The organism is Leptospira sp. WS58.C1 (assembly GCF_040833995.1).
GTDB lineage: Bacteria > Spirochaetota > Leptospiria > Leptospirales > Leptospiraceae > Leptospira_B > Leptospira_B cinconiae.
Window position 1 is genome coordinate 655,654 of the sequence record NZ_CP162137.1, and the last position, 15,647, is coordinate 671,300.

The 15,647-nt window shown below is 42.2% G+C and carries 16 protein-coding genes and 2 tRNA genes; 13 read left to right on the forward strand and 5 right to left on the reverse strand.

What is annotated here, in order from left to right:
* Positions 1-126: 126 nt before the first annotated feature.
* The 4 genes from AB3N61_RS03010 (at position 127) to AB3N61_RS03025 (ending at position 2,847) form a co-directional block, all read left to right on the forward strand.
* A complete protein-coding gene (locus AB3N61_RS03010; protein ID WP_367898446.1) occupies positions 127-1,191 on the forward strand; it encodes an ATP phosphoribosyltransferase regulatory subunit in 1,065 nt (354 codons plus the stop codon).
* A 56-nt stretch (positions 1,192-1,247) separates the two neighbouring features.
* Entirely contained in the window at positions 1,248-2,522 is a 1,275-nt protein-coding gene (locus tag AB3N61_RS03015; RefSeq protein WP_020768624.1) for an adenylosuccinate synthase, read from the forward strand.
* Between the two features lie 157 nt (positions 2,523-2,679).
* A tRNA-Lys gene (locus tag AB3N61_RS03020) sits at positions 2,680-2,752 on the forward strand.
* 20 nt (positions 2,753-2,772) lie between these two features.
* Positions 2,773-2,847, forward strand: a tRNA-Glu gene (locus AB3N61_RS03025).
* Here the strand turns inward: AB3N61_RS03025 and AB3N61_RS03030 are convergent.
* Entirely contained in the window at positions 2,826-3,740 is a 915-nt protein-coding gene (locus tag AB3N61_RS03030) for a TIGR02757 family protein (RefSeq protein WP_367898447.1), read from the reverse strand. The genes AB3N61_RS03025 and AB3N61_RS03030 overlap by 22 nt on opposite strands.
* Positions 3,741-3,763: 23 nt before the next feature.
* Positions 3,764-4,660, reverse strand: a complete 897-nt coding sequence (locus tag AB3N61_RS03035) for a hydroxymethylglutaryl-CoA lyase (RefSeq protein WP_020768579.1) — start codon at positions 4,658-4,660, stop codon at positions 3,764-3,766.
* 52 nt (positions 4,661-4,712) lie between these two features.
* Between AB3N61_RS03035 and AB3N61_RS03040 the strand changes: the two genes are divergently transcribed.
* Entirely contained in the window at positions 4,713-5,396 is a 684-nt protein-coding gene (locus AB3N61_RS03040; protein ID WP_367898448.1) for an ATP-binding cassette domain-containing protein, read from the forward strand.
* Positions 5,397-5,497: 101 nt separating this feature from the next.
* Positions 5,498-7,822, forward strand: a complete 2,325-nt coding sequence (locus tag AB3N61_RS03045; protein WP_367898449.1) for a M48 family metallopeptidase — start codon at positions 5,498-5,500, stop codon at positions 7,820-7,822.
* A gap of 76 nt (positions 7,823-7,898) precedes the next feature.
* Here the strand turns inward: AB3N61_RS03045 and AB3N61_RS03050 are convergent, their stop codons facing one another.
* On the reverse strand, positions 7,899-8,522 hold the full coding sequence (locus tag AB3N61_RS03050) for a hypothetical protein (protein ID WP_020768682.1): 624 nt from the start codon (positions 8,520-8,522) through the stop codon (positions 7,899-7,901).
* 64 nt (positions 8,523-8,586) lie between these two features.
* Entirely contained in the window at positions 8,587-9,633 is a 1,047-nt protein-coding gene (locus AB3N61_RS03055; RefSeq protein WP_367898450.1) for a tetratricopeptide repeat protein, read from the reverse strand.
* Here AB3N61_RS03055 and AB3N61_RS03060 point away from each other — a divergent pair.
* The 7 genes from AB3N61_RS03060 to purQ are packed head-to-tail and all read left to right on the forward strand — an operon-like array spanning position 9,633 to position 14,595.
* Positions 9,633-10,253, forward strand: a complete 621-nt coding sequence (locus AB3N61_RS03060; RefSeq protein ID WP_036088924.1) for an ABC transporter ATP-binding protein — start codon at positions 9,633-9,635, stop codon at positions 10,251-10,253. The genes AB3N61_RS03055 and AB3N61_RS03060 overlap by 1 nt on opposite strands.
* Entirely contained in the window at positions 10,250-10,918 is a 669-nt protein-coding gene (locus tag AB3N61_RS03065; RefSeq protein WP_367898451.1) for a heme exporter protein CcmB, read from the forward strand. Before AB3N61_RS03060 ends, AB3N61_RS03065 begins: the two co-directional genes overlap by 4 nt.
* 46 nt (positions 10,919-10,964) lie before the next feature.
* On the forward strand, positions 10,965-11,648 hold the full coding sequence (ccsA, locus tag AB3N61_RS03070) for a cytochrome c biogenesis protein CcsA (protein ID WP_020768542.1): 684 nt from the start codon (positions 10,965-10,967) through the stop codon (positions 11,646-11,648).
* Between the two features lie 52 nt (positions 11,649-11,700).
* Positions 11,701-12,849: a PP2C family protein-serine/threonine phosphatase gene (locus AB3N61_RS03075; RefSeq protein ID WP_020768614.1), complete on the forward strand. Its 1,149-nt coding sequence runs from the start codon at positions 11,701-11,703 to the stop codon at positions 12,847-12,849.
* Complete coding sequence (locus AB3N61_RS03080; RefSeq protein WP_020768698.1) at positions 12,846-13,715, forward strand: phosphoribosylaminoimidazolesuccinocarboxamide synthase; 870 nt, start codon at positions 12,846-12,848, stop codon at positions 13,713-13,715. The genes AB3N61_RS03075 and AB3N61_RS03080 overlap by 4 nt, the downstream gene beginning before the upstream one ends.
* Entirely contained in the window at positions 13,691-13,939 is a 249-nt protein-coding gene (gene purS / locus AB3N61_RS03085; RefSeq protein ID WP_008593368.1) for a phosphoribosylformylglycinamidine synthase subunit PurS, read from the forward strand. Before AB3N61_RS03080 ends, purS begins: the two co-directional genes overlap by 25 nt.
* The gene (gene purQ / locus AB3N61_RS03090) at positions 13,936-14,595 is read left to right on the forward strand and encodes a phosphoribosylformylglycinamidine synthase subunit PurQ (protein WP_020768622.1); all 660 of its coding nucleotides are present in this window, start codon (positions 13,936-13,938) and stop codon (positions 14,593-14,595) included. Before purS ends, purQ begins: the two co-directional genes overlap by 4 nt.
* A gap of 23 nt (positions 14,596-14,618) precedes the next feature.
* On the opposite strand, the gene AB3N61_RS03095 is transcribed toward purQ, so the two are convergent.
* Complete coding sequence (locus tag AB3N61_RS03095; RefSeq protein WP_367898452.1) at positions 14,619-15,584, reverse strand: DUF2804 domain-containing protein; 966 nt, start codon at positions 15,582-15,584, stop codon at positions 14,619-14,621.
* Between the last annotated feature and the right edge of the window lie 63 nt (positions 15,585-15,647).

Sequence of the window (15,647 nt, forward strand, 5' to 3'; positions counted from 1 at the left end):
ACACGATTTCCGGAGAATACTTTCTATCCTTGGAAGGCTTATTGTCATTCTATTTTTTGGGAAAAACGATTTGAATTCTACCCTAGCCAAAAGGAACTGTTCTTTGGGGCTTTTCGTAAAGAACAGATGACACATAATCCTCCAGAGTTTAGTGAGAAAAAATGGATCCCGGACGGATTTCATTTTTTCGGACCGAACGAGAGTTCGGAAAGAAGGGAACTTCTAAATTCCCTGAGTTCCAAGCTCCAAGAATTCAAGTACTCTGAGGTATTTTTACCTTCTTTTGATTATTCATCTTCTTTTTTGCTTACCATGTCGGCGGAAGACTCCTCTGCTCTATATCGATTCAGGGATTCCGATGGAAATGAGATCTCTCCCAGCGCTGATCTAACCGTCCAAGCTGTAAAAGGTATGGCAGGTTTTGCGCACCGCAAAGAAAACCAACGTATTTTTTATCAGGGAAAAATTTTCAGGGACTACGGACGTAAAAGCGGTTCTAGAAAGGAGATCCTACAAGTGGGCGCGGAACATATAGGCGGTTCCGGTGCTCCGGCTATTTTAGGAATTTTGAAAGAGATTTCCGGATTATTCTCCGGAATTAAACTGCGTTCGCCATTAACCGTAGTGCTCGGTAACGTCGGGGTTTTTCATTCCGTTCTGGAGTCTTTGGAACTTTCCAGAGCTGAAAAAAGGCAATTGTCGTTTTTATTATATAGGAAGAATCTTCCGGAGATCAGTCGTTTTCTGGAAAGCCGAAACGCTTCCAGGATATTTCCGGTTTTAGAATCTTTGTGTTTGGGATTTGTTTCTCATAAGGAAGATCTAAGCAAAAAATTCGCTTCTTTAGGACTTTCTAATTCTTTCCAAAAGATTATCGCTGAAACGGCGGAAATTATAGGTTCACTCGGCGAAACTCCAGGTGTGGAATTCTGTTCCGATTATACTCTTATTCCGGATTTGGAATATTATACCGGATTCGTTTTCCAAGGGTATGTTTCCGGAAGTTCGGAACCTGTTCTAACCGGAGGAGCTTACGACCATTTGTACGAATTATTCTCCGGAACCCAAAAAGACGCCTGCGGATATGCGATCAATGTAGATGCATTGGAAGCGGTGTTGGACCAATCGGTAAAAGGCAATTTTGGCGGAGATCCAAATAAGAGACATGTCAATCGATTGGACCGACTGTAATTATATGCAAAAATTGAAATTATATACAAAAGAAACAGGAATGAAGGAATAATCCAATGCCCGCAACATTAGTGGTCGGAACCCAATGGGGGGACGAAGGGAAAGCAAAAGTAATCGATTACCTTTCCAAAGATACGGATATCATAGTACGTTACCAGGGCGGAGCCAACGCTGGACATACAGTGGTGGTTCACGGTAAAAAATACGTTTTTCATTTGGTCCCTTCCGGAGTCATCTACGACCAAACCATCTGTGTGATCGGAAACGGCGTGGTCTTAGATCCTATGTTCTTTATAGAAGAATGTGACAAACTTCAGGCGGAAGGTTTTCCAGTGTATGAAAAACTTTTGATCAGCGATGCTTGCCACTTACTTTTTCCATTCCATGGACTCATTGATTCCGCTAGAGAAAGTTCCTGTGCTCCGGATCGTAAGATCGGTACCACTAAAAAAGGGATCGGTATCTGTTATGCAGATAAGATGATGAGGATCGGCCTTAGGGTAGGGGATCTTCTCGAAAACGATTTCGAGACCAGACTACAACATCTGGTGGATGAAAAAAATAAAGAGCTCGTTAAACTCTATGATGTAGAAGAGATCTCCACCAAAGAAATTTTAGAGAATATAAAAAGATTTTATTCTAAGATCCAAAAGAATATTATAAATACTCCGTATTATTTGGAATCCCAATTGAAGGCCGGTAAAAAAGTTCTCTTGGAAGGTGCACAAGGAACCGGATTGGATGTGGACTTTGGTACATATCCGTATGTGACTAGTTCCAATCCGACAACGGGTGGAGCGTTCATCGGATCCGGAATCGCATTCCATCATCTGAAAAACGTGATCGGAATTACGAAAGCCTATACCACCAGAGTGGGAGAAGGTCCTTTTCCTACGGAACTTCACGGAGAAGAAGGAGAAAAACTCAGAACTCTCGGTGCGGAATACGGCGCTACTACCGGAAGACCTAGACGCTGCGGTTGGTTCGATACGGAAGTACTCAGACATGCCGTCCGTATCAACGGACTTACATCCATTGCACTTACTAAGATAGATGTTCTTTCCGCTTACGATAAAATTCCTGTGGCAGTTGCTTACGAAAGGAACGGTAAAAAACTGGATTGTTTCCCTTCTCAAGGACTAGATCAAGTAAAGGTGATTTACGAAGAATTTCCCGGTTGGAAAACCGATATCACCGGGATCGGAGAGTTCGATAAACTTCCTTCCACTTGTAAGGACTATATCCGTGCCTTGGAAAAATTGATAGGAGTTCGTATCGATTTGATCTCCACCGGACCGGACAGAAAGGATACGATCGCTTCCGGATTCTAAAATTGGACAAAAATTTTCATCTAGTTCGCCTTCGCAAGCGGGCTTCAGGAGAGAAGCGACTATATTTTTTTCGTTTAGAAACTTCTCCAAACTGGTAAAAAACTATTGGAAATTCGTTTGACCAGCGAGGGCCGAAAAATATCGTGTTCTTACGTTCGAGTCGTTAGCTCAGTCGGTAGAGCATCTCACTTTTAATGAGAGGGTCTTGGGTTCGAATCCCAAACGACTCAAGGCTTGAGCTAAATTAAACGCCGCCATCGTCTAGTGGTTAGGACACCAGGTTTTCATCCTGGTAACCGGAGTTCAATTCTCCGTGGCGGTACCAACTCTCTTCTTTTTCTTCCCATAAATCCTACAGACTTTTTTCAAATCGCAAGACTCACATAGCTCGGCGATATAAACACTTTTACATTTACGTAAGATCCCAAGCCTACAAAGAGCAAAGTCCATTCTCAACGGATCTTCCGGATAAAACTTTTGGAAATAATCGGTGACCTCTCTGGATTTTTTGAGATCGGAAGTCCTTCTTTCCGTAATTCCCAAAATATTAGAAAGACGATTGATATGAGTATCTAAAGGAAATAATAATTCGAATGCCTGTATGTTCTTGTACAAACCCAGGTCCGGTTCTTCTTTACGGACCATCCATCGTAAGAACATACAATAACGTTTATGTGCCGATTTAGGATTTCCGAGCCCGATCAAAAAGCCCAAACCGTAGGACTTCCAACCCGGATCCAATGAACGTAAAATTTCGGAAAGCCTGGATTGAAAACCGGAGATCCTTTTTTCTAAACCTGTATCTTTAGGATGGATCGGACTAAACCAGGATTCTAAAAATTTTTCCCCCGATCTTTCTATTTCCAAGTAAGCCAATCGGATCGCTTGTAAGAATAGAAGAATATCCTTCTCTTTTTGGAAACGATAAGGTCCTAATTTGTTTTTCCAGATCTTGGTTCCATGATTTAATAGATATTCTTTGGGTCGTTTACCCATCGGTTCCAAAAGTCTTGAAAGAAAACCCCGGATCGCGGTCACATTCCCATAGGCGAATAACGCGGATAACAGTCCTACGAATTCCCTGTCTTCCTGTGATTCGTAAAGATAACATAAAAATAACGGATCGGAGTCTAAGAATTCAGGTTTGGTATAATTTCTGTACAAAAGATCGAAACTTTTTTTGAGGTTTTTCTCTTTTGGCAGGGTAGAAGGAGGCATGTTTAGTTCCGAGCGACTTCTTTTTAAGAAGCCACTTTTGCTCTTAATGCGATATAGGAACGAGAAGCTAGTTTTCTTTGTAAGATCCCTTCCATAAATGCGGAAGCCTCTAATAATTTTGAGAGATCTATTCCGGTTTGGATTCCCGACTTATGGAAGAAGTAAACCAAATCCTCTGTAGCCAAGTTTCCGGATGCGCCTTTCGCATACGGACAACCTCCGAGTCCTCCGGAAGAAGAATCGAAGGATCGAATTCCTAACTCATAGGATTTTTGGACGTTCGAGATCGCCATTCCATAGGTATCATGAAAATGTCCTGCCAATTTATTCGCAGGGATTTCTTTCAGAAGAATGTTGAGTAAATTTTCCACTTCTGCGGGGACTGCCGTGCCGATTGTTTCTCCCAGCGAGATCTCGTACGCTCCTTGGTCCAAAAGTATTTTAGAAACTTCTAAAACCTTTTTCGGATCGATTTTTCCTTCGTAAGGACAATCGATTACTGTAGAAACATAACCTCTTACTAATACCCCGTCTTTTTTTGCTTCCGCAAAAATTTCCTTAAATCCATCTATGGACTCTTGGATGCTACGATTGATATTTTTTTTAGTGAATGATTCCGAGGCGGCTGTGAATACCGCTACTTCTTTAAATCCGGAAGAGGTTGCAGCTTGGTAACCTTTAAGATTCGGAGTGAGCGCGCTAAAGTGAACATCTCCTTTCAGATCCAAAGAGGCGGAGAGTTCTTTTGCGTCTCCCAATTGTGGAATATTTTCTTTTTTTACGAAAGAAGTGGCCTCTATATGTTTTAGGCCGGCTGCAACCAGTTTTTGAATATAAACTAGTTTATCTTTTGTGGGGACCTCCGACTTTTCATTTTGGAGTCCATCTCTTGGTCCTACTTCCGTAATTTTCAAACTCATGTCTTTAAGGGATTGGTTGTCAGAATTCTAAGCAAGCACTAAACCGGTATCCGTGTCCGAGAAAAAAGAACCGATCATCGTTCTGGAAGAAGTTTCCCTCACTTCTTCCGAAAGGACCTACTTGTCGGGGGTGAACCTTCAAGTTGAGGCAGGAGAATTTCTCGGAATTTTGGGCCGTTCCGGTTCCGGAAAGTCCACACTCTTACGACTTATATTAGACCTTCCGCTCCCATCCTCCTGGAAAAAAACAGGCCGCATTCGGATATTCGGAAAATCCAAACAAGAAGTTCCTGCCAAATGGATACAACCGGTCTTCCAAGATCCTGTTTTGGGTTTTAATCCCATTTGGACCTTGGAAAAAAGTTTAAGAGAACCTTTACAATTATTCAAAGAAGAAAACCTATACGTGTCTTTGTTGGAAAAATGGCTTCCGCTCTTAGGCTTGGAAGCTAAGGATCGAAATCGTCTTCCTTCTTTTTTTTCGGGAGGGGAATTACAAAGATTTTCACTTCTTCGCGCGTTACTTTGTCGTCCTAAAATTTTATGTTTGGATGAGGCTACTTCCGCCTTAGATCCTATCTTGAATCATCAGGTTTTACAAGCTCTCTCCGAGCTGAATAAGAAAGAGGGGGTGACCATTCTTTGGGTGACCCATAATGTAAAATCGGCGGGAAAATTCTGTTCTAGGGTTTTAGAATTGGAGAAGTTAAGTCGTATTCCGATAGACTCTCAATAAAAAGTATTTTTGATCCTAAAAAAAATCGATTCTTTTGTCGGGAATTTGTTAATCCGAGCTTTATTTGTTATACTATCACATGAATGGCAGGAAGAGAATTTATGGATTTTGTATATCCCGAAAACCCGCTTAATGTTCCGAATGATCTGACGATCCCTACTAAAAATCAGAAAAGAAATCTATGGTTGTCCGTAGCCGGTCTTGTCGGATTCGCAATCGTGTATATTGCGATCGCTACTTGGTTTACATGGGCCACTTTTTATTTGGTTTCGGAAGGTCTCCATTCTCGAAATTCGAATCTATTTACTTTTATTTCCGCCTTGGCTTCCGGTATGATCGCTTTTTTTATGATTAAGGCATTGTTCTTTGTAAAGAAAGGAGAAATTTCCCAAGAATATGAGGTAAAGGAAGAAAGTGAACCTAAACTATTTCGATTCCTTTATAGATTAGCGGATGAAACTGGGGCGCCTAGGCCTCATAGAGTGTTTCTTTCCTCAAGGGTCAATGCTTGCGTATTCTATGATCTATCCATTTTGAATTTTTTCTTCCCATCCAAAAAAAATTTGGAGATCGGTCTCGGGCTTGTGAATGTGCTTACGATCAGTGAACTCAAAGCGGTGCTGGCCCACGAATTCGGACATTTTGCTCAAAAAAGTATGGCGGTAGGAAATTGGGTTTATATCGCTCAGCAAATTGCCGCTCATATCATTGCAAGACGGGATGCTTTAGACGATTTCCTGAAAAGTTGGTCTTATACGGATCCTAGGCTAGCCTGGATCTTTTGGATTTTGCGTTTGGCAATTTGGTCTTTGAGAGCCTCTTTGGAATCTATTTTCAATTTGGTACTCATCGCTCAGCATGCACTTTCCAGAGAAATGGAGTTCCAGGCGGATTTGGTTGCCGTCTCCGTAACCGGGAGCGATGCCTTGATCCATGCATTACATAAATTGCAAGCAGCAGATTCTACTTGGGATAGCGCTCAGAACTTTTTTTACAGACAAGCGCAAGAGTATAAGGCCACTGCGAATATTTTCAACGTTCATTTACGTACTATAGATCATATGGGTAGAATTTTGAACGATCCGGGTTTTTGCAGAGTGGCTATTCTTCCGGACACAAATCCGAGCGAACATCGGGTTTTTACAACAGATATTGCACAACCTCCCAAGATGTGGGCAACACATCCTTATAATCATGAGCGGGAGAATAACGCTAAAAGAAGATATATCCCTGCGAAACTGGATGATAGGGAAAGCTGGGTGATCTTCGACAATCCGGAAGAATTGAAGGCAAATTTTATGAAAAAACTTCTTCTAAATTTTCCGGAAGAAGTATCCAACGACGAAGGGTTGCTTGGAAAGCTGGATGAGGAATACCAACAAGAATATTTGAATAGTAAATACCGAGGAGCGTATCTAGGACGTTCCTTTACCCTTTATGCGGAGAAGCCGGAAAATTTTTTGGATCACAAGATCGAGTCCCTTTCCAAAACTTTGGGAGAATTATATCCTCCTAGCTTATCCGAAGATTTGGAAAAGTTAAGGAATTTGGAAAGAGAACTTGGGTTACTCTCCGCATTAAAAGACGGATTTTTAGTGCCGCCGGATGGGATCATTCGATTTCGAGGGAACGAAATTAGAAAGAGAGAATTGCCTAAGGTAATCGAATCGATTCGGGAAGAATACGAACAGGTTTTGGGAAAAGTTTCTGAACACGATAAACTTTGCCATTCGGCATTTTTTCAGGCAGCAAAGGAAATCGGAAAAGGTTGGCCGGAATATTTATCCGGACTATTGGAAGTATTACATTATGCGGATCATTCTAGAACGGATGTGGACGATGCTCGAGGATTGTTGAACAACGTGTATGCAGTTGTGACTGCGGATAGAGATGTGAGTTCCAGAGAATTGGATCGATTAGTTAAAGCAGGTACCGAACTTTTTAATGCTTTAGAGATCGTTTTCAGAAACGCGGAAAAAATAGAATTGGATTCTGTACTTTTAGAACGTTTGGGAGTGGATTCTTGGGCCTCCGGACTGGGGAAATTCGGCTTTGTACCTCCAACACGGGAAAATATGAACGAATGGTTAAAAGTCGTGGACTCTTGGATAGATCTCACGTATAACTCTTTGTCGCAATTACGTTATACTTCCTTGGAAGAGTTACTTAATGTGGAAGCTAAGATCCTGAATTGGACTTTGGACAAAAAAGCAAAAGTGGAGCCCGCTCCGAAAGCATCCGTACCGGTGAAAGATTATCCTAAACTGACTCCCGGTAAGGAAAGAAAATTGCAAAGGAGACTCGGGTTATGGGATCGATTCCAGACTGCAGATGGATTCATTCCGGGTTTACTCCGATTCTCGGCATCTTCTGCGATAATCGGCGGGATCTTTTACTCTACGGTCCATTGGATCTTAGTTTTATAATAAAGAGTATCTCAAATAAAAAACCCCAAGGCTGATATCGCCTCGGGGTTCCAACAAAACTAGATCGAAGAGTTTTTTAGAACTCGATATGATACAAGTTTTTGCGGTCTTTTTTGTCCTTATACAAAGCTAACAGAATGTCTATCCGATAAATGGAAGAACGAAGACTTGCTTCTAACAATCTGAGAGCTTTGATCTGGTTTTCGAGAGACATCTCGTTGAGTCTAGTCACTTCGGTTGCTTCGAAAACTTCGTGGGTGACCTCGCTCGATTTTAAATCTGCCGGTTTGAAGACGATTTTCTTATTCTCGAACATCACCTCGTAGTAGATCCTCTTACTTTCGGATGCTAGAGTGATATCGGATACCTTCCCACCGTTGAATTGGAATGTGATGTACTTGAGCAAATTACTCTCGTAACCGTCTTCAACTTGGAAAGGAATGTCTTCCGTGACAATGGTTTGGCGTTTCTCATACTTCGGCATCAGGACCACGAGGATATCGTGTTTGCGCTCCAAGTCTTTTAATCTCTCGCTGATCGTTGTTTCCAGACCTACGATGATCTTTTTCAGGGACTTGGTGTACTCGCTGGTTTCGTCCTGAAATACGTCCGCCTCGTTGACCTTTTGTTTTTGTTGGGCCAATAACGGAACGAAGAAGAAGAGGGTCGCCAAAGCGAAAAGCCTGGTTTGGTTTTTCATTGGATCCTCCGTCCGTAAGATTGGACGAATTCTTTCGGTTTGCCAAGTCTTTTTCGGGTTTAGGTTATTGCCCTTCTTCCTTCTCCGCTTCCTCGTCTGCGGCCTTGATTTCCGCGAACCTTTTTGCCAGGTCCCTTCTTCTTTCTATAATTTTCAGGGAGAATTCCGTAAAAAAAGGGTCGTTTGGGTATTTTAGCAACTCTTCATATTCTTTTGCGGCCGTGACATAATCGCCTATCTTACTTGCTGTTTCCGCGAAGTAGAAATGGAATTTTTTATTATAAGGTCGCTTCTTCCCTTGGTCGTCGTAAAGATCCGTGTTCCGGAAGATCTTATACGCGTAGTAATCTCTTCCTCCCATAATCTCCAGGCGGGCTAAACCGAGCTTAGCATCGGGGCTATTCTGGTCTATGGATAACGCTTTTTTAATATAAATCTGGGCCCTATTTTTCAGATCGGTTTTGATATAATGTTCCGCAAGAAGCACCAAGGCCTCCGTTTGGAACTGGTTCAGCTCCACCGCTTTTTTATAATATATGACTGCTTGGATCTGTTCGTTTAGAAGTTCGTAAAGGACTCCCAAATGTAAATAAGTTCTGTAATATTTAGGGACTTCCGCGATCGCGTACTCGTATTGGAATATCGCTTTTTGGTATTTTTTTTCTATATGATAGGCTCTTCCTAAATTGTATCTGAAGGCGAAGAAGGAAGGATCGAATCTCATCCCGGCTTCCAACATGGAGATCGCCTTCTCTCTTTTTTTAGGATCTGCGGACTGTAATAACCCAACTGCTTCATTGTTAAAGATCCCGCAATTTGTGATCTGTTTGCCTTCGTATTCAAAACTTGCTTTGGAAGGAGGGGGGGCTCCTTTCCAATGTCTGCCGGCTGCCACTATAAAGTCCTGTTCGGAGCGGGCCAGGCTCCCGTCTTGGTAAAACTCAGGATCTAAAAAATCATTCTCTCCCCAGAGTATCCCTGCGTACTCCGAGTCTCCGATCTTGAATTGTGCGTAAGCGATATTGGGAAAGATCAAGAACAGCAATATGCAGAGTGGCTTGGCAAAATTTAAGCCTTGTAAATACTCTTTTAAAAGGGAAATTGTCCTCATTGGTCTCATCGCAAACATCGATCCCAGTATTGGAATGTTCCGGCCTATCGTACAGTATCGGACGAAAATCGGTTTTAAAGAACGTTTCCTTCTCCGTTTTTCCGAACGAGGTTTTATTTGTGAGAGGAATGAACGGCTCCGGAAAGACCACGCTTCTCAAGTCCATTTTGCAACACGATAAATTCAAGGACCGGATCAAATTCCCTTCTTTTTCGCCTAAACTTTCTTACCTGGGGCATGATCTGGGTTTATATACTACCTTAAGTCTGGAAGAAAATCTGGAATATTTCAGAGGTATCGCGGGAGATTGCCGTCCCGAAGACCAGATCGTTTCCTGGCTGAAAGATTTTCGTCTTTGGCAAAGAAGAAAGGACCCTGTTTCTTCTTTTTCGCGGGGAATGAAACAGAAAGCGGCACTTGTCCGTGCTCTTTTGCCTAACGTGGATCTCTATCTTTTGGACGAACCGTTGACCGCTTTGGACAGCGAGGGAGAATCCAAGGCAAGAGCCGTTTTAGAGAATGTGTTGGATACTTCTTCCATTATCATGGTGACCCACGATCCTAATTTTAGTTTAAATGCAAAATTTAGACTTTTGGAATTGGGAGAAAATTCCAAATGAAAGCGATCTTAGCTCTGATCAGAAAAGAGTTCCGTCTATTGGGAAAAGCAAGTAATGGGATCTTATCATTACTCGTTTTAGTTTCCGCGATGGTGTTTTTATTCCATTATGCATTGGAAAGGAACGGAAAAATAGATCTGATCGCGCTCATCGGATTAAAATGGGCAATACTATTTGTCGCCTCATTCGTATTAGTCGGGCAATTCACCTGGGAAGAAAGAGAAGCGGGTGGGGGAACCGCAAGTAGACTATTCATTTCTCCTTGGGTTTTATATTTTTCTAAATCGATCTTAGTGTTCATCGCATTGGCTGCAGCCGCGATCTATTTGATGGGGCTTTTCGCATTGATGTTTTCCTCGTTTCCCGCGGATATAAACGAATTCGGAAGACAGATCGTATTTTTCTTTCCCGGTCTATTATGCCTTTCTTTCTTGGGAGTTTGTCTTTCCCATATCAGTTTATCTTCCCGTTTGAAAGAGATCCTTCTACCGTTGCTGCTCGTACCTCTTTCAATTCCGGTATTTTTGTATGGAATGGAAGCGGAGAGAAAATTTATCTCCCAACCTTTTTCCGCCTTGGTCGGTTCTTTTTCTCTAATTTTGGCGTTCGCAGTTTTTTACGGATCTATGGGTGCACTTCTGGTAGAAATGACTTCCGACGAATAGGATTATTCTTGATACAATTTGCGGATACCTGCACACTTCCAAGCGTATGAATATTCGCCTCCTGCATCCCGCCTGGGACTGGATACTCTCTCTTTTGTTTTTATCGATTTTTCCGTTTGCGGTGCTTCTGGGTTTATATTATCCCAATGTGATCTTAGAGCAGGGAATTTCTCACAGGATTTTTTATTTTCATGTGCCAGTCGCTTGGGTTGCGTTGTATGGTCCCGGAATTTCTTCCATTTGTGCGGTCGCTTATTTGGTGACCAAAAATCGAACCTGGGATACACTTTCCCTTTCCGCAAATAAGATCTCCCTTTTGTTTGCGATCGGTGTTCTATTCTCCGGACCGATCTGGGCATACTTGGCTTGGGGAACTCCTTGGGATACGACTGACGCTCGTTTAAATTCTTTTTTCGTTTTAGTGCTCAGCCTTGTGGCGTATTTTCTATTACGGTTTTTGGTCCTGGACCAAACGAAAAAGTATATCTTCTCCGCTTTTTTAAGTTTGTTCTGCAGTGTGAACGCAATCTTAACCTGGGGAGCCATTCGTTGGATGGATAATCCTGGAAATCACCCTTCTTCCGTATTGGGAAAGAAGGGAATGGATCCCGATATGAGGATCTCTTTTTGGTTAGGGATTTTGGCCTATCACCTACTTTTTCTGATCTTATACAGGTTAGTCTACCGTTTGGATAAGATCAAAGCGGTCCGAGAAGAATTGTCTGATTGAAAAATTTGCTCAATTTAATAAAATACGAATTTTGTAATGATAGGAAAGGATCGTGGATAGAGAGAAGCAAGAGAGCCAATTGAATTATTCCGACTATTCCATCCTTGCGGTCGATGATTCGGATATTAATCTTAAACTTCTGGTTCATACTTTAAAACCTCTGGGCTTCCAAGTTTTAACTGCGATGAATACGGAAGAAGCTCGCACACTTCTCGCAACCAATCAGGTGGACATACTTCTTCTGGACGTGAGTATGCCCGGCCAGGACGGATTTTCTTTCTGTAAAGAGCTCCGAGAGATAGATAGATTCAATCTTCTTCCTATATTATTCATCACAGCTTATAACAGAGAATTGGGATTCGACGAGGCGATCACCCACGGTGGAGACGACTTTCTTCATAAACCTTTTCAACCGAAAGAATTAGTCGCAAAGATCAGAGCGTTTATCCGGATCAAAAATCTTCAGGACGAACTTTTGCACCAAAAGAAGAAGTACGAAAAGGAACTGGTCATGGCGAGAAGGGTGCAGCAAGAACTCGTACCCGAAAAACAATTAGAGTGGAACGGCTTTAGTGTAAATTCAGTCTTTCATCCTTTGATGCAGATCGGTGGCGATTTCATCGACGCATGGATAGAAGAAGATAAACTTCATGTGTTTATCGCGGATTGTTCCGGCCATGGTCCATCGGCCGCCCTTCTTTCCGCAATGGTAAAGATGCAGGTTTCTAATTTAGGAAGAAGTAATACTCTTGTGGAAAAAGTTAAAACTCTTCGACAACAATTGGAAAAGATCCTGCCGGAGGATTTTTCCATCACATTCTTTTACGGTATCTTAGATAAAAAAGGCAATTTCGAATATGCCAATGGAGGTCATCCACCTCCGTTATTGTACAATAACGGCAATGTAGAAGAATTGCCAGGCATGGGACCTCTTATTATTCCGATTGAGCTTGGAACGGAGGATGAGTTCAGGTCCGTGGTCCTGGAAAAAGGCACTTCTCTATTACTTTACACGGATGGGGCCACTGAAATAACGGATGAGAACTATAATATTTTGGGCGAAGAAAGTCTGAAAAAGATCCTGAAAGAAGCCGTGGAATCCAAGGAAGACATATTAAATTTTTCTTTGGAAAAAATACTAGCACATTCGGGAAATATGACCCACGACGATGATATCGCTCTCATGGTTATCCAAGGATGAGTGAACTCCCCAAGCCTTCTTATATAGGCAAAGTTAGAGACGTATACGATTTAGGAAATTCCCTGATATTATCTTCTACGGATAGGATTTCCGCATTCGATGTGGTTTTTCGCCAGATCGTTCCCGGCAAGGGAAAAGTTTTAAATAAGATCTCCGCAGAATGGTTTTCCTACTTTAAGGATATTCCGAATCATATTATTGAGACCGATGTTTCTAAGTTTCCACCTCCTTTTAAAGATCATCCTGATCTAAAGGATCGGTCTGTGCTTGTAAAAAAATGCAAACGGATCGATTTCGAATGTGTGGTCCGCGGTTATCTTTCCGGTTCCGGTTGGAAAGAATACAAACAGGACGGAACACTGGCTTTTAAAAAACTTCCTCCCGGTCTGCAAGAGTCCCAAAAACTGCCGGAGCCTTGTTTTACTCCTGCGATCAAAAACGATACGGGCCATGACGAGAATATCTCCGAAGAGAGAATGAAAAACGAGATCGGATCCGAACTCTTCTCAATTTTGAAGGAAAAATCGATTTCCATCTATACCAGGGCCGCTGAACTGGTAGCTAGGGCTGGGATTTTGCTCTGCGATACCAAATTTGAATTCGGGATTTTGGACGATAAAGTCATCCTGATCGACGAAATTTTGACTCCGGATTCTTCTCGGTATTGGGCTGAAAGTGCCTATGTTATCGGGACTACTCCGCCCAGCATGGACAAACAGATCTTAAGGAATTATCTGGAAAAATCGGGCTGGAACAAGGTTCCTCCTCCTCCGGATCTTCCGGAAAGTCTGATTATGGAATTGCAAGAGGCATATAAGGAAATACAGGACCGACTATTAAAATGTTTATCGCAAGAATCAACGTAACTCTAAAAGAATCCGTTCTCGATCCTCAAGGGAACACTGTGAAGTCCACACTCCAGGAACTGGGTGAAAAATCGGTCCAAGACGTAAGAGTCGGAAAATATATCGAGGTCAAATTGGATTCTCCGGATCTGGAAACAGCAAAGAAGACGGTAGCCAATCTCTGCGAAAAACTTTTAGTAAATCATGTGATTGAAACGTATCGTTCGGAGATCGTAACGGAATGAAAGCGGCTGTAGTCACTTTTCCCGGTTCTAATTGTGATAATGATATCGTAAGAGTCCTTTCCGAGTTTTATTCCGCGAAAGTAGATAAGATCTGGCATAAGGACCAATTCTCCGAAAAATACGATCTGGTCATTCTCCCTGGGGGATTTTCTTACGGAGATTATTTGAGATCCGGAGCAATGGCTCCGTTTTCTCCCGTCATGAAATCGGTAAAAGAACATACCGATCGCGGAGGAAAATTATTCGGGATCTGCAACGGATTCCAAATATTAGCGGAAGCGGGTTATCTTCCCGGTGCGTTAATACGTAATAGAAATTTAAAGTATGTATGTAGGACGATCGGTCTTAAAAAAGCGTCTAACGCGAATAAGATAAGCGGTAGTCTGCCCGATGATAAGATCCTCAGAGTTCCGGTGGCTCATGGAGACGGATGTTACTTCGCTTCCGAAGAGATCCGCAAACAATTAAAGGACGAAGGTCGGATTTTATTTCTGTATGCGGGAGACAACCCGAACGGAAGTTTGGACGATATCGCAGGGATCTGTTCTCCCGATTTTAAAGTGGCAGGTATGATGCCTCACCCCGAAAGAGCGATGAACCCGATCACAGGCGAAATGGACGGTAAAACCGTTTTAGATCTTCTAATCGCTTCTTAACTTTTCGCCTTGGCGTGGAAATCCTAAGTTCTTTCGGTCTTTTCTAAAATTGCGATCCCGTCCGAGATTTTTTCCTTTTTGGATTTAGTCTTGATCCATCCGGAAACCGTATATAATGTTTTTATAAACTTTTCGGTTCCCAGGTTTTTGGGACGGGAGAAGCTTGCCTCTATCTCAGGTTCTAGCTCCAGCTCTAATTTCGAATTTTGATCTCGGACAATCTTACGTTTTCCGTTCCCGGTCCAGACTGCACTCCCAAGATCCGAAACTTCTCCATTGGTCCAAACTAGGATCTCATCTTCTAAATAAAGATGGACCTTCTTCTTCGTAGAAACGTTCAGATAGATCCTATTTTCCAATGGGAATACTTCCGGCCCGTACCCTTTTCCGACAGTATAAGACAAAAGTCCATTCTCCAAAGAAACGGATAGATCGTTCCAAGAGAGTTGTCCTTCTACCCTTAGATCGGGAGAATGATTTTTAAAGACCCAATCTTTGCCGGAAGGAGAAATTTGAGTGAACCAGCTGCCCTTATTCTTCTCTCCCGTATAAGCCAAAGCATCCAATTGAAAGTTCAGATTTTTTTCCCAAATCGCGGAATGTGTATAACCTTGGCGAATATTATCATCCAGCCTGAAATTGAATCTTTTGTCGGATTTAGTGAAACTCCAATAACCGTTCTTAAAACTTCCCTGGTGGATAAAAGAAGAAGCGCCATTCTCTAAAAGAGAGATCTCCTGCAGGTTCCCGGTCTCTCTATTCCAGAGTAAAAGATTTGCTCCCGATCTAAATTTGCTCGCATAGATCCTGAGTTCTAAAAAGATTTTTTCGCTTAAAATATCTACGAGCACTGAATCTACGGATCTGAATCTGGCAAAAAGTCCTGCGTTGTATTCTTTGGAATTATCGATTTGTACAGGACCGAAATATTTTCCAAACAAAGGTTCTAATGTGGAAGGATGAAGAATGGAGCTTAAATGTTCTTTCATGGATGGTTCATTTAATGACGATTAGTCGGTTATTTTCTCTCGCATAAAAACTCGTTTGAGACG